Here is a 19,154-nt window from a genome sequence, read left to right as displayed (position 1 = left end):
CGGTCACTTTAGCCCATTCCCTCGCAGCCTATCCAGAACGAAGAACGCGCAGCGTTGGGCTGCGCGTTCGAGTGATGGTCAATCTGGTTCCGGTGCACCTTCAGCTTGGGTTCGGCGGCAAGGACTTGTTGGCGTTTCCTTTCCTGAATCCCCGATCCCCCGCCATGAACGCCTCCAGCATGTGCGGGATCAGCGTCGAGGCATCGACCGCCTCGCCATACGCCTGCGCATGCAGCGCGGCGTAGCGGTCGAGATCGGCTTTCAAGCTGGCCGAGCAAGCGAAGGTCAGCTTGACGCTTTCGGTCTTGGGCAGCGGCCCCAGCCGCAGTTTCCTGGTCGAGCTCATCGCGAAGTCCCCTTGTTGAAGAACAGCGGCTGATAGGGCCGCAGCACCAGATCGCGGTTCACGATGATGCGCACTGGCAAGCCGGGACGGCTGGTCAGCGTGGGTTGGATGTTGAGGTTGCGCCGGGTCACTTCCTGGCCGACTTGGTTCACCGTGTCCTGCAGGCTGTCGCGCCCGGCGATGATGACGCGATCACCGTCCTGGCGGTTCTCGGGTGCGGCCAGTTCGGCACCGACGCCCAGCAGCGTCGTCAGCACGGCACCGGCAAAAATCCGATCCCAATGCCAGTCCACGTCGTCTTCCAGACCGGCATAGCCCGCCGGGTCGGTGCCGATCAGGTTGTCGAGCGTGAGCGAAGACGTGTCCGGCAGGATGATGCGGTTCCACACCACCTGCACGCGGCTCTGGCCGTAGCTGACCTGGCTGTTGTACTTGCCCAGGATGCGCGAACCCTGCGGGATCAGCAGGAACTTGCCTGTGGCCGTGTCGTAGATCGGCTCCGTCACCGTGGCGATCACGTCGCCCGGCAGGTCTGACTTGATGCCCGTCACCAGCGCACCTGCGATCACCGTTCCTGCCATGACTTGGTACGGCGATGCGGGCATTTGCAGGTTGCCGGAGTTACGGGTTTCCCTAGAGCCGCCTGTCAGGAACGCCTCTTTCTGGTCTTGCCGGTTCTGCACGGCAGTCGGATCAGCAGGCTGGGCCGCCGTCGAGGCTGGGCCAGCGGCCAGCGGATCGAAAGCGGCATTGGCAGCGAAGCCTGCCGCGGCAGCGACCTGCGACTGCGCCACGGGCGCAGCCTGCGGGGAACCCGTGCGGAAGAACACCGATGAAGCTGCCGCTGCTTCTTCTTCCTTGCGTAGCGCATCGTTGGGGTCGTAGCCGGGCGCGGCATAGGTGGCGGCAACTGGCTGCTGCGAATTGACGATGGCTGGCCCTAAATCGCCCGGCAGCGGTGGCCCGAGCTCCGGCACGTCGGGCGGCAGCGCTGGCAGCTTGGAATAGTCCGTCGGCAGCGCATCCAGCCCTTCCGACTTGGACACGCGATCCACGTTGTACAGCTCGGTAGACTCGCTCGCGCTGCGTTGCTGCGGTTGCAGCGACCAGATCAGTGCGCCCATCAGGCCGACCGACAGCCCGCCGGAGAGGATGGCCAGCGTGCGCCGGTTCAGGCGCGTGACCGGGCGCGGTTGGGCGCGCAGCGCCACCGCCTCGGGTGCCACCTTGTCCGCCTGCGGCGCGTCAAGGTCGGGGGTATCGTCCTGGCTCATGCTCAGTTCCTCCCAGCAATGCCATCCGTGCGCTCGATGCGCACCACGTCGCCCTTGTCGGCCCCTAGGCGCAGTTCGGCCGCACCGAACAGCCGATCCACGATGTAGTACGGCGAGCGGAAGCGGTAGTTCACCAGTTGCCCATGGCCCTGCGCGCCGATGACAAACAGCGGCGGCAGCTCGCCCTGGGCGATGCCTGCAGGAAACTGGATATAGACCTTCTCGCCATCGTCGAAGGCGCGCAGCGGCTTCCACGGTGGATTGCTGCCGCTGATTGCATAGCGAAACCGGATGTTCTCCAGCGACAAGCCTGCATCGACCGGCGCGGCAGCGTTGGCGGCTTGGGCCTGGCGCTGCAAGGCCAGCATTCGATCCTTGGGATAGTCCCAGGACACGGACGCCATCCATGCCTTGTCGGTCGAAGTCAGTTCCAGCAGGTACGTCCTGCGGCTGGTGGTGATGACCAGATTGGTCTTCAACCCGGAACGGATAGGCTTGACCAGCACATTGACGCGCAGATCGGCCCCGCTGCCGCTGGAGGTGTCGCCCACGATCCAGCGCACGGTATCGCCCGCAGCGACCGTCACCAGTTCCTCGCCGGGCTGGAGCGCGATCACGGTCACGCGGCCCACGGACGCATAGACCTGATACAGCGCGCCGTCAGTGAAGGGCCAGACCTGGATCGCATTGACGTAGCCCTCACGGGTCGGCGCAATGCGCGCCTCGGCATTGGCACGCGAAACGCGCACCTTCTCGTCGGCAGGCTCCGGTGAAGCCGGGGTCGCATCAACGTCCGGCAGCGGTTTCAACTGTCCGGGCAATGCCAACGGTTCGGGCACTGCCACCACTTCGATGGGCGTGGGCGGCTCGGGCAATGGCTGAGCCTGCACCGGCTCATCGAGCGAGATCACCGGCGGCGGCTTGCCCTGCGTGGCGCAGCCCGCAAACAGGACAGTCGATGCCAGCAGGATCACCGGCAATGCGGTTTTACGGAAACGTGCATTCATGGTTTGGCTCCTTCAGAAGAATCCAGTTCACGGCTCCACGACAAGCCATTGACGTAGATGCCCAGCGGGTTGCGGCGCAGGCGTTCTTCGGTGCGCGGGGTCTGCTGCACGATGGACACCACCGCCGTCCATCGCTCCAGCCCGGTCGCCGCGCCATTGACGTAGCGGCGCTCTGTCCAGCGCACGTTGAACGACGCCTCGCTGGCGCGAACCACACTGGTGATCTGCACCGTCACCGATTCCTTGCCGATGCGGGCAAACGGGTCATTCACCCGCGCATAGTCGTTGAGCACCGCCGCGCCACGATCGGTGGTGTAGTCGTAAGCATCGAGCCAGTTCTGGCGCACGACGATGGGGTCAATGGACAGCGAGCGCACCAGCGTCACGAAGCGCGCGATGTGGTGTGCCGTCTGCGCATCGGTGGGCCGATACGGCGTGGCCGCTTCGCCCACGGTGCGCACCTGGCCGGACTGATCGACCTCGATGACATAGGGCGTGACGATGGATTGGGCCGAGCGCCACACCAGGCCGCCGGCCATCAGCAATGCGAGCACCAGGCAGCCGAAGGCCATCAGCCGCCAGTTCTTGGCCTGCACGCGGGCCGAGCCGATGCGCTCGTCCCACACCTGGGCAGCGGCTTGATACGGAGTGGCAGGCTGCGGCGTATCGGCATAGCGCACCTGCGGTCGTTTGAATCGCATGGAGTTCTCCTTGAAAGTCAGCTATCGGAATCCCGCAGGCTCGGGCCTTGGCCCGAACCGCCGCCGTCGCCACCGCGCAGCGTGTGCGCGGCCGTAGTGGTGGCCTGGATGAGTCGTTGGCGGCGTTGCAGGTTTTTGGCCCAACCGGGCTGCTCTTGTTTTTGCGCGTTGGCTGTGTTGCCAGCGGCATCGCCTGCGGCGGCTGGCCCCGCAGTGCCACCGCCTGAGCCGCCATCGGCACCAGAGCCTTGCCAGCCTGCTTTGAATGGCGCTGCAGCCTTGGCCGCTGCTGCCTTGATGCCAGCACCAGCGCGCTGGCCAGCGGCCTGTGCGCCGCCCTTGGCAACACTGCCCAGCCCGGCCATCGCGCCCTTGGCTCCGCCGCCCGCAGCGGCGGAACCGGCCTGGAAAGCCGACTTCGCGCTGCCAGCCGCCGAGGTTGCAGCCCGCGCACCAGACCCGGCGAGCTTGGCGGCAGCCGGTGCCATGCGCGCACCGGCCATCACAGCACCGCCCACGCCGGTGGCTGCGGCACCTACGGCAACCGCCGCGCCTGCGGCACCAATCGCAGCACCAGCCATCGCGCCTGCGCCAAGCTGCGGTGCACCGGATACCAGCCCGGTGGCAATGCCCGGCCCGAAGATCCCCAACGCCAGCAGCGTGAGCGAGGCCAGCATGATGACCACCGCATGGTCGATGGACGGCTCGGCCGGATGCACTTGGAACTCGGCAAACAGGCCCGAGCCGATGCCAACGATGACGGCCAGCACCAGCACCTTGATGCCCGAGGACACCACGTTGCCCAGCACCTTTTCGGCGAGGAACGAGGTCTTGTTCCACAAGGCGAAAGGCACCAGCACGAAGCCCGCCAGCGTGGTCAGCTTGAACTCGATCAACGTGATGAAAAGCTGGATCGCCAGCACGAAGAAGCACAGGATCACCACGGCCCAGGCCAGGAACATGACCACGATGGGCGTCATGTTCACGAACACCTCGGGGAAGCCCGCCATGTCGCTGATCTGCTCAAGAATCGGCGCTGCCGCGTCGATGCCGGTCTTGGCCAGGCGGCCCGGTTGCAGAAATTCGCCCATGCTCATCGTCGAGCCGCTGGCCGTTAGGCCCAGGCCCGCGAACGAGCGGAAGACGATGCTGGCCAGCCAGTTGAAGTTGTTGATGATGTAGGCGAAGGCGCCGACGTAAAGCACCTTGCGCAGCAGTTTTGCGATCAAGTCATCGCCCTGGCCGGTGGCGTGGCTCATCGCCCAGTACAGCCCAGCGATGGTCATGTCGATGACGATCAGCGTGGCGGTCAGGAACGCGACTTCGCCCTGCAGCAGCCCAAAGCCCGAGTCGATGTAGCGCGAGAAGGTAGCGAGGAATCGGTCGATCACTGTCACGTCATTCATGGCACGTCCCCCTCGAAGGGCATGGCGTCCTGGTCACTGATGGGTGTGTCGAAGCTCGGTGGGATCGGCGGCAGATCGGCCAGCGTGTGGAACTCGTCAGGCCCGGTTTCACCGGCGAAGAAGCGCCGCCGGAAGGCTTCAGCCGCAGCCAGGCAAGCGTCTTCGCCTGCCGTAGCCCGGTCGGCTGCACACTGCGCACGCAAAACCTTGAGCCGCGCGGGATTGGCAGCCAAGGCTGCGGCCAGGTCTTCGGTCGGCTGCTGGCTGCAAGCGACCAGCAGCACGGGCAGCAGCAAGGAAACGCATCGCATGGCCGTCTCCCGTCAGTTGCCGTAGAAATCCACGCGCTGCGGCGTGTATGGCGTGCCGTCGCCTAGGAAGCGGCGCGTCACTTCCCGGCCGCGTTCGACAGCCGCTGCTTGGCGTGCCAGTTCCAGCGCGGCGGCGCGTTCCTGCGTGATCTGGAGCTGCTGCGCCTGGATCGACTGCTTGGCCTGCAAGGCCAGAAGCTGATTGGTCGCCTGCATGGCTTGCAGTGCGCCGGTGGCGGACTGACTCTGGCTGACCAGGTCGGACAGCGCGCTTTCGTCTTGCGCCAGGTTCTGCGACACCTGCGCCTGCATCCGCATCGCGGTATGCAGGCCGTTCAAGGTGTTCTTCCAGCGTTCCTGCGCGTCGCGCAGCATCTGGTCGCCGCTGACGGTCGCGGCGTACTGCTCCGGGTACAGCCGGGCGAAGGTGGCATCCATGCTCTGCACGTCGTAGGCCAGGCCGCGAGCCTCGGCGATCAGCCGCTCGGTGGTCGCCAGCGTCGAGCGCAGGCGATTGACGATGTTGAAGTCCAGATTCGTCAGATTGCGCGCCTGGTTCATCAGCATCTGCGCTTCGTTCTGAAGCTGGTTGATCTGATTATTGATCTGCTCCAGCGTGCGCACGGCGGTCAGCGTGTTCTGCACGAAGTTGGACGGGTCGAACACCGTCAGCGCGGATGCAGGCTGCACGGCCAGCAGCGATGCCGACAGCACGGCGGCGAGCGAGACGGACCGCAAACGGGGTTGGGTTTTCATGGTGAAACCTCCTGGGGTTGAGAAGCGAGGAAGGACGCTGCCGCCGGCGAGGACGGCAGCAGATCAGCGGCCCAATCGAGGCCACGATGACGCAGCCAGGCACCGGCGAAGCCCGGTGTGCCTGCGTCCAGCAGCACGCGATCCATGTCGCGTTGGTCTTGCGGAGTGGATGCCCCGGCGAAGGCCAAAGTTGCTGGCCCCAGGTCGAGGTCGAACAGGCGATTGCCCAGGCGCGATTGGTAGTAGTAGTCACGCTTGGGCTGCGCGGTCGCCACGATCTCGATCTGGCGGCTGTTGAGGCCGAAGCCCTCGTAGATCGTGCGGATCTGAGGCTCGGTCGCCTGTGGGTTAGGGAGAAAAATCCGGCTGGCGCAGCTTTCGATCACTGCCGGTGCAATACTTGAATCCTTGATGTCGGCCAGCGACTGCGTGGCGAAGATGACGCTGACGTTCTTCTTGCGCAGCGTTTTGAGCCACTGGCGGATGCGGGCAGCGAACACCGGATCATCGAGGAACAGCCAGGCTTCATCGAGGATCAACAGCGTGGGCGCGCCGTCGAAGCGTTCATCGAAGCGGGCGAACAGGTAGCCCAGCACGGCCAGCACTGCCGCCTTGCTGTGCATCAGCTCTTCCATCTCGAAGCCCTGCACGCTGCCGGAACCCAGCCGATCAGAATCGGCGTCCAGCAGCTTGCCGTGGGCACCACCCAGCACATAGGGCGCGAGCGCCTGGCGCAGTGCGTTCGATTGCAGCAGCACCGAGAGGCCCGTCAGCGTGCGCTGCTCCACCGGCGCGCCGGCGAGGCTGCCGAGTGCCGACCAGATCGCGGCCTTCTCGTCCGGGCCAATGGAGACACCTTCATGCAGCAGGCGGCCTTCCACCCATTCGGCGGCCCAGGTGCGGTAGCCCTCCTGGTCGATGCGGGCCAATGGCTGGAAAGCAATCGCCCCGTCATTGCCTAGGTCGTAATGCTCGCCGCCCAGCCCGAGGATTGTGGCACGCATGGAGCGGCCCATATCGAAGGCGAAGATGCGCGAGCCGGGATAGCGGCGAAACTGCATCGCCAGCGTAGCGAGCAAGACCGACTTGCCCATGCCGGTCGGCCCGGCGACCAGCGTGTGGCCCACGTCGCCGATGTGCGTGACCAAGCGAAAAGGCGTCGCGCCATCGGTGCGGGTGACGATCAACGGCGGGCCATCCAGATGCGCGTTCTTCTCCGGCCCGGCCCACACCGCTGACAGCGGCATCATGTGCGCCAGGTTCAGCGTCGAGACGATGGGCTGACGCACGTTGGCATAGGCATTGCCAGGGATGGACGACAGCCAGGCATCGACTGCATTGAGGGTCTCGGGGATGGTCACGAAGCCCCGGCCCTGGATGACGCGCTCCACCATGCGCAGCTTCTCGTCGGCTACGGCCGGGTCGGCATCGAGCACCGTCACAGTGACGGTGAGGTAGCCGAAAGCGACTTGATCGCTGCCCAGTTCCTGCAAGGCGGCATCGGCGTCGGCCGCCTTGTTGCTAGCATCGGTATCGACCAGCGGGCTTTCCTGCTGGAAGATCGTTTCGCGCAACAGCGCGACGACGTTCTTGCGTTTGGCAAACCACTGGCGGCGCAGGCGGCCGAGTTCTTTTTCCGCCTCAGCTTTGTCCAGGCACAAAAAGCGCGTGCTCCAGCGGTAGCCAAAGCCCAGGCGGTTGAGGTCGTCCAGAATCCCTGGCCACGTCGAAGTCGGAAAGCCTCGCACCGACACCACGCGCAGGTGCTGGTCGCCCAGCATGGGCGCCAGACCACCGACCAGGGCGCAGTCGGCCAACAGTGCGTCGATATGGAACGGCACGTCGGGCACACCGACGCGGTAGCGCCGCATGGACACCGTGGCGTGCAGGTAGCTCAGTGTCTGGCTGTCATCGAGCCAGGCGATTTCCGGCATCACGCCGTCGAGCAAGTCGAACACGCGATCCGTTTCCGCCACGAAGGCTTCCAGCCGCCCACGCCAGTCCACGCCATCGCCTGGCGGGTTCTCATAGAGCATTTTGGCGGCGCGGGCGCGGGACTCTTCTGGTGGAAGATAGGCAAGTGTGAAGTGATAGGCACTCTCAAAATGCTGGCCGGATTCCTCGAAGGCCGCGCGGCGTTCTTCATCCACCAGCCATGACAACGGCTCCGGGAATTCGGAGCGTGGATAGCCTGCTGCCGGGCGGCGCTCGGCTTCGATGAACAAGGCCCAGCCCGAACCAAGCCGGCGCAGTGCGTTGTTCAGCCGCGCTGATGTAGCTATTAGTTCGCCTTGCGTGGCGCTGTCCAGATCCGGCCCGCGAAAGCGTGCCGTGCGCTGGAACGAGCCATCCTTGTTCAGTACCACGCCCGTCGCGATCAGCCCGGCCCAAGGCAACCAGTCGGCCAAGAGCGCTGGCCGCTGGCGGTATTCGGCAAGGTTCAGCATGTCGGCTTCTCCCTATGCGTCCAGCAGCGGCTTGTGTTTGATGTGCCGGGCGAAGACCTGCATGAACTGCGGATCGACACGCGCCCCCCAAACCGCCAGCGAATGGCCGACGATCCACATCACCACGCCGGGAATCCACAGTTGCAGGCCCAGCCCGACGGCGGCGGCTAGCGTGCCGTTGGCGATCGCTACGGTGCGCGGCGCACCGCCCAGCAGGATCGGCTCGGTCAGTGAGCGATGCAGCGGCACTTCAAACCCCGGAAGATCGGTGGCCGTGCTCATACGACGGCCCCGCCGGAGAAGCTAAAGAACGACAGGAAGAAGCTCGAAGCCGCGAAGGCGATGGACAGGCCGAAGACGATCTGAATCAGCTTGCGGAAGCCACCGCTGGTATCACCGAAGGCCAGCGCCAGGCCCGTCGCAATAATGATGATGACCGCGACGATGCGAGCCACCGGCCCCTGGATCGACTCCAAAATGGATTGCAGCGGGCCTTCCCACGGCATCGAGGAACCGGCCGCCTGCGCGGTTCCGGCCAGGAACAGCAGCAGCGCTGCCAGCAGCAGCCCTTGCCGTGCGGGGCGGGCCAGGCTACGCAGTCGTGCCAGGCTGGACAGGTGGGAAAGCGGATTTACGGAAAAGCGGAAAGCAGGAACGTGCATCTGCGTCATGGCAGTTCTCCAGGTTGGTCAGGGATCGAGGAAGGCGCAGCGGCAGCGGCTGCAAGAGGAACCGGCGGAAGCTCGGAGAACGGTGCTTCCAGCGCATCCGCCAGGCGGTAGCCCTCGCCGTCGAAACCGACGACGCGAGAAATGGTTTCGACGTGGCGCTTGCGTCCACGGCCTGCGATGTGGATCACGACATTGACCGCCTCGGCGATCAGGGCGCGGGGCGGATGCACCGCCACTTCGAGGATCAGTTGTTCCAGGCGCAGCAGCGCACCCAAGGCGGAGCCGGCATGGATGGTGGCGATGCCACCGGGGTGGCCAGTGCCCCAGACCTTCACCAGATCCAGCGCTTCGCCGCCGCGCACTTCGCCGACGATCACGCGATCCGGGCGCAGCCGCATCGTGGCGCGCACCAGCTCTTGCATCGACACCACGCCTGCGCGGGTGCGCAGCGGCACATGGTCACGGGCAGCGCATTGCAGTTCGATGGTGTCTTCGAGCACCAGTACGCGGTCGCCGGTGGCGGCGATCTCGGCCAGCAAGGCATTGGCCAGCGTGGTCTTGCCGGTACTGGTGCCTCCGGCGATTAGGATGTTGTGCCGCTCGCGCACGGCGTGACGCAGAAACTCGGCCTGCCCAGCAGTCAGGATGCCTTCGGCCACATAGCGATCCAGACCGATGATGCTCACGGCACGCTTGCGCAGCGCAAAGGCCGGGCCAGGTGCAGCGGGCGGCAAGATGCCCTCGAAGCGTTCGCCCGTCTCCGGCAGCTCGGCAGTCAAGAGCGGTTGGCCGCGATGTACCTCCGCACCGACGTGGGCGGCCACCAGGCGGATGATGCGTTCGCCATCGGCCTCGGGCAGTTCGACGCCGAGCGGCGCACGGCCAGAGGACAGCCGATCCACCCACAATGTCCGGTCGGGGTTAAGCATCACCTCCACAACGTCCGGGTCTTCCAGCGCAGCAGCGATCACCGGCCCCATCGCCGTGCGCAGCATCTGGATGCGGCGATCCTGGGACGCCTCAGCGGATGAGCGTGGATCGGGCGGGGTCTGTGGAACGGCACTCATGACGCACGCTCCGCTGTGCGTTGATGGGCTTCGGCCAACGCCGCCGCGTCGTCCATGCGCATGCCGAACTCACGACCTTGGGGGTGCAGTTCTTCCACCACGTCGCGCACCAGGCTGCGGCCACGCATCAGGTGCCGACCCAACTGTTCGACGAACTGCTCGAAACGAGCCTTGCCCTGAGCGCGAGCCGCATCCTGATGGGCTTCGGGCACCGGCGTACTGACGGTCAGGTAGTAGCGGATGAACAGCGCCAGCGTTTCGATCTGGATGTTCTGGTCACGCTCCAGACGCTCGGCCTGCCGCGACAGACGATCCAGCCGCTTGGCGATGGCGGCCTCACGCTGGTCGCCAGCATCGGGCGACAGCCAGGACGCCAAGGCAGCGGCGACGATGCTGGACTTCGAGACGCCTTTCTTCGTGGCTAGCTCGTCCAGGCGCTTGGCGTGCTCGTGCTGAATGAACAGGTTCAATCGGTATTGGCTCATAGGTTGATTCCGTCGTTGGGGTCGAGAGAAGCCAGTCGCGCCGTGCGTTGCAGTGCGGGGTCGAGCTGGTCGGGAAGCACCGGGGGCATGTCGTCGTCATCGAGCAGCGACAGATCGCTGGTCGGGGCGTCCATCTCGGGGGCATAGGCGATGGCTTCCGACAGTTCGGGCTGGCGGCGTGGGCCGCCGTCGTCAGTCGAGCCCAAGGCCTCCAGGTCATCGGCGGATGCCGTGGCCGGTGCCGCAGGAACCGCGGGTATTGCCAGGCCGCTCCAATCGTCAGGTCGTGCAGGCGGTACATCGGCGTAGGGGCCAGCCGTTACTACAGGCGGGGGCAATACCCGTTGTTTGAAATTGGCGTCGGCGAAGTAGCGCAGCTTCTTCGCCTTGATCGGTGCGACGCTGGACACCATCACCACCGCTTCATCGGTCGGTAGTTGCATCACTTCGCCCGGCGTCAGCAGCGGACGTGCGGTTTCCTGGCGTGACACCATCAGGTGCCCCAGCCACGGTGCAAGCCGGTGGCCTGCGTAGTTGCGCTGGGCGCGCAACTCAGTGGCGGTGCCCAAAGTTTCTGAAATACGCTTGGCGGTTCGTTCGTCGTTGGTGGCGAAGGTCACGCGCACATGGCAGTTGTCCAGAATCGAATGGTTCTGCCCGTACGCCTTGTCGATCTGGTTGAGCGACTGCGCGATCAGAAAGCTGCGGATGCCGTAGCCCGCCATGAAGGCCAGCGCCGTCTCGAAGAAGTCCAGACGGCCAAGCGCCGGGAACTCATCGAGCATCAGCAGCAGCTTGTGCCGGCGCTCGATACCGTCACTGCCATCGAGCGATTCGGTGAGCCGCCGGCCGATCTGGTTGAGGATCAGCCGGATCAGCGGCTTGGTGCGCGAAATGTCGGAAGGCGGCACTACCAGATACAGCGATACCGGATACTCTGCTGCGATCAGGTCGCCGATGCGCCAGTCGCAGCGCGAAGTGACTTCCGCCACGGTCGGATCACGGTACAGACCAAGGAACGACATGGCGGTGGACAGCACGCCCGACCGCTCGTTGTCCGACTTGTTGAGCACTTCGCGGGCAGCGGATGCAACGACGGGATGCTGGGCACCGCCCAGGTGCTTGGTCGTCATCATCCGGTGCAAGGTCAGCTCGAACGGGCTGGCCGGATCACTGAGGAAGTTGGCGACGCCGCGCAGCGTCTTGTCTTCCCCCGCGTACAGCACATGCAGGATCGCCCCGACCAGCAGCGCGTGGCTGGTCTTTTCCCAGTGGTTGCGTTTCTCCAGCGCGCCTTCGGGATCGACCAGGATATCGGCGATGTTCTGCACGTCGCGTACCTCATGCGCGCCGCGCCTTACTTCCAGCAGCGGGTTGTAGGCCGCTGAACTGGCATCGGTCGGGTTGAACAGCAGGCAGTGGCTGAATCGACTGCGCCAGCCAGCGGTGATCTGCCAGTTCTCACCCTTTATGTCATGGATGACGGCGGATGCCGGCCAGGACAGCAGCGTCGGCACCACCAGGCCCACGCCCTTGCCGGAGCGCGTCGGCGCAAAGGTCAGGACGTGTTCCGGCCCTTCGTGCCGCAGGTAGTGGCCGTCATGCTGGCCGAGAAAGACGCCAGCAGGCTGCGTCAGCCCGGCCTTGCGAATGTCGGCGGCATCGGCCCAGCGGGCCGAGCCATAGGTCGTCACTTTGCGCGCCTGGCGCGAGCGCCACACCGACATGGCGATGGCGACCGCCACGGCCAGCAGGCCGCTGCTTGCCGCGATCATGCCGCCGGTGTCGAAGACCTGCGGCGCGTAGGCATCGAAGAAGAACCACCACTCGAAAAGCTTCCACGGGTAATAGACCGGCTTGCCGTGGAAGTCGAACCAGGGCGAGCCCAGGCGTAGTTGGTAGCCCAAGGCTGCGGCTGTCCATTGCGTGGCAACCCACACACCGGCGATCACGATGCCGAACACGGCGGCGATCTGCCCGAACAACACACCTTGAGCCTGCATACCTTGGCCTCCGATTTCTCCTGCGCTGATTCCCCGTGGAAAACGCGGCACGAAGGCGTGCCGCAGACGTCAGGATCGGTGTCGGTTCAGTGCCGGTCAAAGACCGTTATCGGCAGCAAGGTGATGCAGAAAGCATGGTTTCATGCAGGGACAAAGCCAATAAAAACGCCGCAGGCATGAGCGCGCTGCGGCGTGTTAAGAAAGAAAAACAGGATATGCGGCAAGCCGCCAACGGTCAGAACTTCGGCGGCGTTTCCGATGGCGTGTAAGGCACCTTGCCGTCGCCGAAGAAGCGCTTGTTCGTCGCTTCGGCCACCCGGTTGCACAGCACGTCGCCCATCGTCGGGCGCTCGGTCTTGCACTGGAGGCGCAGTTCCTTCAAGCGCTCGGGATCGGCGGCCAGCTCTTCGACGGTCGGCACAATAGCTTCCTGGTTCGACGGCTCGGATGGGCCGCAGGCGGTGATTGCAGCAACCAGCAAGAACGGGGCAATCAGCTTCAAAATCATGATCCGACATCCTCTCGCAGATAGGGTTTAAAACGTGGGTTTTTCCGTCCCTTCGGGAGAGTCGATTGCGTGGACGCGCTGTTTGAATCGTGTCACCGATTCGGTGAACTCGTCCTCGCGGTACAGCACATACGTAACGAGCATGGGAGTTCGCCCTGCCAGCGAACGGGCGACTACGCCGGGTTCGCGGCTACCTGTGATATGTGGCGCTCCGGCTAAACCCAAGGCAAAGCCTGCTGCCACTAGCGCCATCATTAGGTCGAAGGACGCAACACGTTCTGCAATCAGCGGTTCCAGGCCTGCTCGCTGAAGCATGCCGTCAACCTGCCGGGCATGCCCTTCGCAAATCGAAGGATCACAAAGCACTAGTGGATGACGCAGAACCTCTTCAAGCGGAATGCGCTTGTACCTGAGCAATGGATGCCGCGCAGGCACTGCCACCATTAACGCATCACGCCACGCCGCCTCGGCTACGATACCTTGGCCGACTTTGTTCCACTGCGCAAACCCAACATCGTATAGATCGTCATGTAGCCCCTTGATCTGTTGAGAAAGCGGCACCTCGAAAAGGCGCAAATCGACTTCGGGTTCCTCCTGCCGACATAGCGCGAGTAACGTCGGTAAACGTGAAGGCGTGATGCCGTCAGACAGAGCGATGCGCAGTTGCCCATGAAAGCCATTGGCCGCTGCCTTAACGCTATCGCGAGCCTGCTGTAAGGCCGTGAAGATGCGAGGAACATGCTCGAGGAAAAGCTTCCCTGCCCGTGTCAATCGAGTGCTGCGGCTAGTACGGATGAATAGCTGCTCGCCGACATCAGCTTCTAGTTCTTTAATGGTGCGCGATAACGGCGATTGCTCGATGTGTAGTTTTTCAGCGGCGCGTGCGAAGTGCAGTTCTTCTGCGACGGCCAAGAAGCAGCGTAGATGACGCAATTCCATAGGAATCTCCCTGTCCATAGGCGCGTGGCCACCGCTCACGCGCGCCTTTCAACAAACTCTCGTCATGAACCGCCAATGTGTTGAAAACTTCTAAAAGGACAGGTTGTTATCAGCGGGACAAATCGCCTTATGCAGCGCAGATCAACTAGTTCGCTTCAAACTTCCCATCCAGATGTATTGCCGGTTGACGGTGATCGGTTTGGCTCAAACCTGACAGCCAATTAGTGGCGTTGATCAAGACTTAACGCAGTAGAAGAATTGGAATGTGTGACGAACGCAGTAATTCAGCCGTCTTGCTTCCGAACAGAAGAGCGCGCAGTGGCGAGTGACTGAATGCCCCCATAATGAGCAGGTCAATTTCCTGTTCTTTCACTGCCTTTTCGACCACTGCTCCGGCATCTCCGGGCACTAGCGAAGCGGTCACTTCAGAGCTCGCTCTCGACAGAGTTTGCTTCGCCCATTCAAGCGATTTGGCTTGACCGCCAAATTGATTTCCAGACATCAAAATTCTGATGGGCAAGCCTCGCAGCAAAGGGCTGCTGGACAACATCTCCATGCCACGCCGAATTGCAGTGCCGCCATCAAAAGCGATCATGACGCGCTCAGGAGGCTTGAATTCTTCACTTACAGTAAGAATCGGAAGCTTTAAAGCGCGAATAATGTTTTCGACGTGATGGCCTAGCTCATTTTCGTGCGTTCTGGCCCCTTTGCCTCTTCGCCCCAACGCCAGCAAACGCAAGCCTTGCGCTTGCTCAATTAACGTATCTTCCAGAGAACCGTGGCGCTGTCGCACATCGACACGGGCTGCACCTGCCAAGATTGCGCGTTCGCGCAGTCGGTTCAAAAACAACCGGCCTTGCTCCCTCGCGCTCTTGGCGTGTGCTTCATCTTCTGCAGACAGATGTGCCAACAGACTCTCTTGAGCGTCGATACCGATTGCGCCGCTGTGATCGTCATCCGTTGCCCGCTCGGGATGGCTGTCGATCACGTGCAGAAGCTCCAGCGGAGCATCAATACGGCGTGCCGCCCAGGCAGCGCAGTCGGCCACATGAACCGCGTAGCGTGATTGATCGACGCAAGCAAGCACTTTATTTTCGTTTTTCATGATTTGCTCTCCTCTTAGTGGCCTGCGAGCATGTCCGCTGCGCCGTCCTTGTCGTGAATCCCGAACTTGTCCACCATCGTGGCGCTGGCCTCGTTCAGGCCAGTCACCTCCACTTCCGTACCTTCTCGCCGGAATTTGATGACTACCTTGTCCAAGGCGCTAACCGCAGTGATGTCCCAGAAATGGGCGCGGCCGACGTCAATTCGCACCTTTTCAATGGCTTCCTTGAAGTCGAATGAATTGACGAAGCGTTCGGCCGATGCAAAGAACACTTGGCCGGTAATGGTGTAAACGCGCATGCGGCCTTCGTCCTCCGTGTGCGAGGAGGCATGGAAGATCCGACCGACCTTTTGGGCGAAGAAAAATCCCGAGAGCAGCACACCAACCAGCACGCCTTTGGCCAGATCGTGGGTGCCCACTGTCATAGCGACAGTCGCGAGCATCACCACACTGGAGCTTTTAGGGTGCTCTCGCAAGTTACGGATCGAGGCCCAATTAAAGGTGCCGATGGACACCATGATCATCACAGCGACGAGTGCTGCCATTGGGATACGGGCCACCCAGTCACCGATAAAAACCACCATCAGCAGAAGAAATACGCCAGCGGCCAATGTGGAGAGACGGCCGCGGCCACCGGATTTCACATTGATGACCGACTGACCGATCATCGCGCAACCGGCCATTCCGCCAAGAAAGCCGCTCGCGATATTTGCGACGCCTTGACCTACGCATTCCCGGTTTTTGTTACTGCTCGTGTCGGTGAGGTCATCGACGATGGAAGCCGTCATCATGGATTCCAACAAACCCACTACGGCCAAAGTTGCAGATACTGGGAAGATGATCTGGAGTGTCTCCAAGCTCAACGGGACATCGGGCAGTAGGAACACCGGCAGGTTGTCGGGCAACTGCCCCATATCGCCTACTGTGCGAATGTCGAGGCCGAGTAAGATCGAGACGGCTGTCAGCACCACGATGGCGACAAGCGGCGACGGTATCGCCTTAGTAACGTAAGGGAAGAGGTAAATGATGCCCAGGCCTGCAACCGTCATGGCATAGACGTGCCAGCTTACGTTCGTCAGCTCCGGCAGTTGAGCCATGAAGATCAGAATGGCCAAGGCGTTTACGAAGCCAGTAATAACTGAGCGTGAAACAAATCTCATCAGCGTGCCCAGTTGCAGCCAGCCTGCGATGATCTGGAGTACACCGGTTAAGACGGTGGCAGCGAGCAGGTACTGCAGCCCGTGCTCTTTAACGAGGGTGACCATCAGCAATGCCATCGCGCCTGTGGCTGCCGAGATCATGCCAGGGCGACCGCCAGTGAAAGCTATCACTGTGGCTATGCAGAATGAGGCATACAGGCCGACCTTGGGATCAAGGCCTGCGATAATCGAGAAAGCGATTGCTTCAGGGATAAGGGCAAGCGCTACAACAACGCCTGCTAACAGGTCGCGTCGGACATTGGAGAACCAGTCCTGACGTAAGGATTTCATCATTGATCTATTCCGGTGCAGGCTCGGCCGCAGGCTGGAACGGGACTAGGCGCGAATGCCTCTTTCCGATCCCGGAATAGAGAACAGCCCAAGACTATGGGCTGGCAAACCACAGCCAGTCATACATACAGCCTCGTGCGAGCGAAGATTGAAATTAGGAAACGGCTCGCTGCGAGACTGATAGTTACACTGGTCGATACTCCAATAGTGTTGGCTGTGAATTTGAAAATTGCTCTTGAATTGTAACCTGTCTTTGCGCGTAGCGGCAAGTTGAGAGGCATGACGACCCCATAAAAGCCATCGTCGTGAGGTGGATCACTGGCTTAACCCGCGCTGCCGCGTGAAATGCCAAACCGCCGTATCGCCCCGGACTGTCGCAGCAAGTTGCTGTCCTAGTCGCCGCTCAATCACAGGCTTCCACGGCACCAAGTTGAACCCGATCCCGTCATCGAGCACCGCGTAGCGCCCGCTGGCAAGCATGACGGATCGGCGGTAGATACCTGCTACACGTTGCCCGTCTGTGGTCGGGCGGTGCTCCAGGCCGGTTTCGGCGGCAATGTCCTTGGCGACCTGCGCCAGTTCTCGATTGCGCAGCGTGCCCAGCAGATTCCGGGCGAGGATCACATGCTGTCCCCGCCGCTCGGCCAGCCCCTGTTCTTCAAGGAAGTCGGCGCGCTGCTGCATGGCTTGCTTGGCGTCACCGCCAAAGCCCGAGTCGCCCAGCCCCTTGCCGCCACCGATCAGTTGTTGGTCGAGCCAAGTGGCGCCAATCACGCGTGCCTGCCGCTCAATCGGCAGATGAGATTTCAGCTCTACGGCCACGCCGCCCAGCCGTTGCGAGTCGTACTGGCGGCCACGTTCGGCCAGGTCGTCCGGCACCCTCCATAAGCCATCGGCCACGCGCTCCACGATGCCGGCCCGGCGCAGGGCTTCCAGCCGGCGGACGTGGGCCGCGACGACCTCCTGCGGGTCGCGGCCGGGCTCAGCTCGGCCTTGCTCGATCGCCAGGTGATGATCGGTGCGGTAGAGGCCATCGCTCGCCAACGCGGCGATGTTCCTGTCGGCCGCCCGCACCACGGCGGAACCGCGTACCTCCACCACGGCTCCGGTGGGATAGTTCGCCAGCTCGTCGCGGGTGTTCAACGCGACGTAGTGGGCCTTGCCGTCCACGCCGTCGATGACCAGATAGCCGCGGTCGTGCAACTCGTCGGCCAGCCCCTTGGCGGCCACGCGGCCGATGACGGTGCGGCCGTCGTCGCCGGGCTCGAACACCGCCAGCTCGCGCGGCTGGCCGCTCATGGCCCGCTGCATGGTGCGGATGATGTCGCCGCGCTCGCCCAGGGCGCGCAAGGTCTTCTCGGCATCCGCATGGACGGCCCAGGTGCCGGGCTGCGTCTCGTCGGCCAGGCCCATGCGCTGCAAGCGTTGCAGGCGGCCGATCAACAGCAGGCGCTGGCGTTGCAGCTTTGGTTCATTGAAGCGTTCGATCTGCACCCGGCCATCCTCGCCGGCCTCGCGTTGCAGCGTGCAGTCGAGGCTCGTCCACCGCTCTTGTTCCACCTCGCGCTGCAAGGTCTGCTGGATCTCCAGTTCAGTGCGCGGCCCCAGCCATTCCGTCGCCAGCTCGGCGGCCCGGTGGCGGAAGCCGTGGGCGATGTAGTCGCCCGCGATGATGAGGTCTTTGCCGGTGTCGTCGCGTCCGCGCACGATCAGGTGGGTGTGCGGGTTGTCGGTGTTCCAGTGATCCACCGCCACCCAATCCAGCCGCGTGCCCAAGTCAGCTTCCATGCGGTTCACCAGATGCCGCGTGTAGGTGCGCAGGTCGTCCAGTTCGGCGCCATCCTCGGGCGAGACGATGAAGCGGAAATGGTGCCGGTCATCGGCACAGCGTTCCTTCAAGGCTTCAAGGTCGGCATCGTCGGCCTGCGCCCCGTAGGCCAGACCCGGCTCGCCATCGCGGCCCGCACCGTCGCGCTCGATGTAGCGCAGGTGCTTGGCGAGTGACTGCGGGCTGGCCCGTTGGTGATTGACCAGCAGCGTCTTGATGGTCACGCGCCGCGACATGGGCGTCAGCTTCGCCCCGGCGAAACGCGCCGCCGTGTGGCCGCGCCCCAGGCGCGAGCCGGGCCGCTGGCCTGCGCGCTGGCCGCCGGACACGGCGGAATGGCGTATCGAGGACTTGCCGCCGCTGGCCTTGCCCGCCTGCTTGAGCACCTTGGAAACGAAGCTCTGGCCCTGGCCCTTGCCCCGGTTCTTCGGGGCGCTGGGACGCACGCGGAAATCGTCGTCGCGGTGGTCGGTCATGGATGCGCTCCCCGCAAGCTACGGCGTGTCCTGTCGTGCAAAGCACGCGGACATGCCTGCGTTGGCGCGGGCCTCGCGCCCCACGCGGCACGGTGGCGAAGCCGCTCCGTGCCGCGCCACCCCCATGTGCAGACAGGCTTTGGGCGCGGCCCGGTGCCGCGTCCTTTTGTCTTGCCTTCCGCATTTGCCTCCCGCATCCGCTCCCGGCAATTGCGGCCCGGTGGCAAGGCTGCACCAGCAGCCAGCGCACCGGCGAACACGGCGATGGCCGCAGGCCAGCCGTGTTCGAGGCAAGACGCCTGCACGTGGGACGGCTGCGCCTGAGACAGCGCGA

General features: G+C 63.5%; 19 protein-coding genes. 1 reads left to right on the top strand and 18 read right to left on the bottom strand.

What is annotated here, in order from left to right; translation table 11 throughout:
- Positions 1 to 100: 100 nt before the first annotated feature.
- Genes CQ393_RS14335 through CQ393_RS14275 form a run of 13 tightly spaced genes read right to left on the bottom strand, consistent with a single transcriptional unit; the run spans position 101 to position 12,474 of the window.
- Positions 101 to 346: a DUF2274 domain-containing protein gene (locus tag CQ393_RS14335; RefSeq protein ID WP_019043472.1), complete on the bottom strand. Its 246-nt coding sequence runs from the start codon at positions 344 to 346 to the stop codon at positions 101 to 103.
- Positions 343 to 1,620 carry a TrbI/VirB10 family protein gene (locus CQ393_RS14330; RefSeq protein ID WP_019043471.1) on the bottom strand — a complete coding sequence of 426 codons (1,278 nt, stop codon included), beginning with the start codon at positions 1,618 to 1,620 and terminating at the stop codon, positions 343 to 345. The genes CQ393_RS14335 and CQ393_RS14330 overlap by 4 nt, the downstream gene beginning before the upstream one ends.
- Before the next feature lie 2 nt (positions 1,621 to 1,622).
- On the bottom strand, positions 1,623 to 2,627 hold the full coding sequence (trbG, locus tag CQ393_RS14325; protein ID WP_023083099.1) for a P-type conjugative transfer protein TrbG: 1,005 nt from the start codon (positions 2,625 to 2,627) through the stop codon (positions 1,623 to 1,625).
- Positions 2,624 to 3,328, bottom strand: coding sequence for a conjugal transfer protein TrbF (gene trbF / locus CQ393_RS14320; RefSeq protein ID WP_019043469.1), 705 nt, complete (start codon positions 3,326 to 3,328; stop codon positions 2,624 to 2,626). The genes trbG and trbF overlap by 4 nt, the downstream gene beginning before the upstream one ends.
- Positions 3,329 to 3,345: 17 nt before the next feature.
- Positions 3,346 to 4,734: a P-type conjugative transfer protein TrbL gene (gene trbL, locus CQ393_RS14315; protein ID WP_019043468.1), complete on the bottom strand. Its 1,389-nt coding sequence runs from the start codon at positions 4,732 to 4,734 to the stop codon at positions 3,346 to 3,348.
- A complete protein-coding gene (locus tag CQ393_RS14310) occupies positions 4,731 to 5,045 on the bottom strand; it encodes a hypothetical protein (protein ID WP_023083100.1) in 315 nt (104 codons plus the stop codon). The genes trbL and CQ393_RS14310 overlap by 4 nt, the downstream gene beginning before the upstream one ends.
- Positions 5,046 to 5,057: 12 nt before the next feature.
- Positions 5,058 to 5,801 carry a P-type conjugative transfer protein TrbJ gene (trbJ, locus tag CQ393_RS14305; RefSeq protein WP_023083101.1) on the bottom strand — a complete coding sequence of 248 codons (744 nt, stop codon included), beginning with the start codon at positions 5,799 to 5,801 and terminating at the stop codon, positions 5,058 to 5,060.
- Positions 5,798 to 8,248, bottom strand: a complete 2,451-nt coding sequence (gene trbE, locus CQ393_RS14300) for a conjugal transfer protein TrbE (protein ID WP_019043465.1) — start codon at positions 8,246 to 8,248, stop codon at positions 5,798 to 5,800. Before trbE ends, trbJ begins: the two co-directional genes overlap by 4 nt.
- A gap of 12 nt (positions 8,249 to 8,260) precedes the next feature.
- A complete protein-coding gene (locus tag CQ393_RS14295; protein WP_019043464.1) occupies positions 8,261 to 8,530 on the bottom strand; it encodes a VirB3 family type IV secretion system protein in 270 nt (89 codons plus the stop codon).
- A complete protein-coding gene (locus CQ393_RS14290; protein ID WP_019043463.1) occupies positions 8,527 to 8,919 on the bottom strand; it encodes a TrbC/VirB2 family protein in 393 nt (130 codons plus the stop codon). The genes CQ393_RS14295 and CQ393_RS14290 overlap by 4 nt, the downstream gene beginning before the upstream one ends.
- Positions 8,916 to 9,986 carry a P-type conjugative transfer ATPase TrbB gene (gene trbB, locus CQ393_RS14285; RefSeq protein ID WP_019043462.1) on the bottom strand — a complete coding sequence of 357 codons (1,071 nt, stop codon included), beginning with the start codon at positions 9,984 to 9,986 and terminating at the stop codon, positions 8,916 to 8,918. Before trbB ends, CQ393_RS14290 begins: the two co-directional genes overlap by 4 nt.
- Positions 9,983 to 10,471 (bottom strand): hypothetical protein, encoded by a 489-nt coding sequence (locus tag CQ393_RS14280; RefSeq protein ID WP_023083102.1) that lies wholly within the window; start codon positions 10,469 to 10,471, stop codon positions 9,983 to 9,985. The genes trbB and CQ393_RS14280 overlap by 4 nt, the downstream gene beginning before the upstream one ends.
- Entirely contained in the window at positions 10,468 to 12,474 is a 2,007-nt protein-coding gene (locus tag CQ393_RS14275; protein ID WP_019043460.1) for a conjugal transfer protein TraG, read from the bottom strand. The genes CQ393_RS14280 and CQ393_RS14275 overlap by 4 nt, the downstream gene beginning before the upstream one ends.
- Positions 12,475 to 12,509: 35 nt before the next feature.
- Here CQ393_RS14275 and CQ393_RS14270 point away from each other — a divergent pair, with 35 nt between their 5' ends.
- Positions 12,510 to 12,743, top strand: coding sequence for a hypothetical protein (locus CQ393_RS14270; RefSeq protein ID WP_127913711.1), 234 nt, complete (start codon positions 12,510 to 12,512; stop codon positions 12,741 to 12,743).
- On the opposite strand, the gene CQ393_RS14265 is transcribed toward CQ393_RS14270, so the two are convergent.
- The 5 genes from CQ393_RS14265 to CQ393_RS14245 form a co-directional block, all read right to left on the bottom strand.
- A complete protein-coding gene (locus CQ393_RS14265; RefSeq protein WP_024570447.1) occupies positions 12,710 to 12,976 on the bottom strand; it encodes an EexN family lipoprotein in 267 nt (88 codons plus the stop codon). The genes CQ393_RS14270 and CQ393_RS14265 overlap by 34 nt on opposite strands.
- A 33-nt stretch (positions 12,977 to 13,009) precedes the next feature.
- The gene (locus CQ393_RS14260) at positions 13,010 to 13,921 is read right to left on the bottom strand and encodes a LysR substrate-binding domain-containing protein (RefSeq protein WP_023083103.1); all 912 of its coding nucleotides are present in this window, start codon (positions 13,919 to 13,921) and stop codon (positions 13,010 to 13,012) included.
- Positions 13,922 to 14,162: 241 nt separating this feature from the next.
- Positions 14,163 to 15,026: a universal stress protein gene (locus tag CQ393_RS14255; protein WP_019043457.1), complete on the bottom strand. Its 864-nt coding sequence runs from the start codon at positions 15,024 to 15,026 to the stop codon at positions 14,163 to 14,165.
- A 14-nt stretch (positions 15,027 to 15,040) separates the two neighbouring features.
- Positions 15,041 to 16,519, bottom strand: coding sequence for a SulP family inorganic anion transporter (locus tag CQ393_RS14250; protein WP_019043456.1), 1,479 nt, complete (start codon positions 16,517 to 16,519; stop codon positions 15,041 to 15,043).
- 312 nt (positions 16,520 to 16,831) lie between these two features.
- Positions 16,832 to 18,820, bottom strand: a complete 1,989-nt coding sequence (locus CQ393_RS14245; protein WP_019043455.1) for a relaxase/mobilization nuclease and DUF3363 domain-containing protein — start codon at positions 18,818 to 18,820, stop codon at positions 16,832 to 16,834.
- Positions 18,821 to 19,154 lie beyond the last annotated feature (334 nt).

The sequence above is a fragment of the Stenotrophomonas sp. MYb238 genome (assembly GCF_009496535.1).
In the GTDB taxonomy this organism is placed as follows: domain Bacteria; phylum Pseudomonadota; class Gammaproteobacteria; order Xanthomonadales; family Xanthomonadaceae; genus Stenotrophomonas.
Note: the sequence above shows the minus strand (reverse complement) of the source record. Positions and strands in the feature narration are given on the sequence as shown.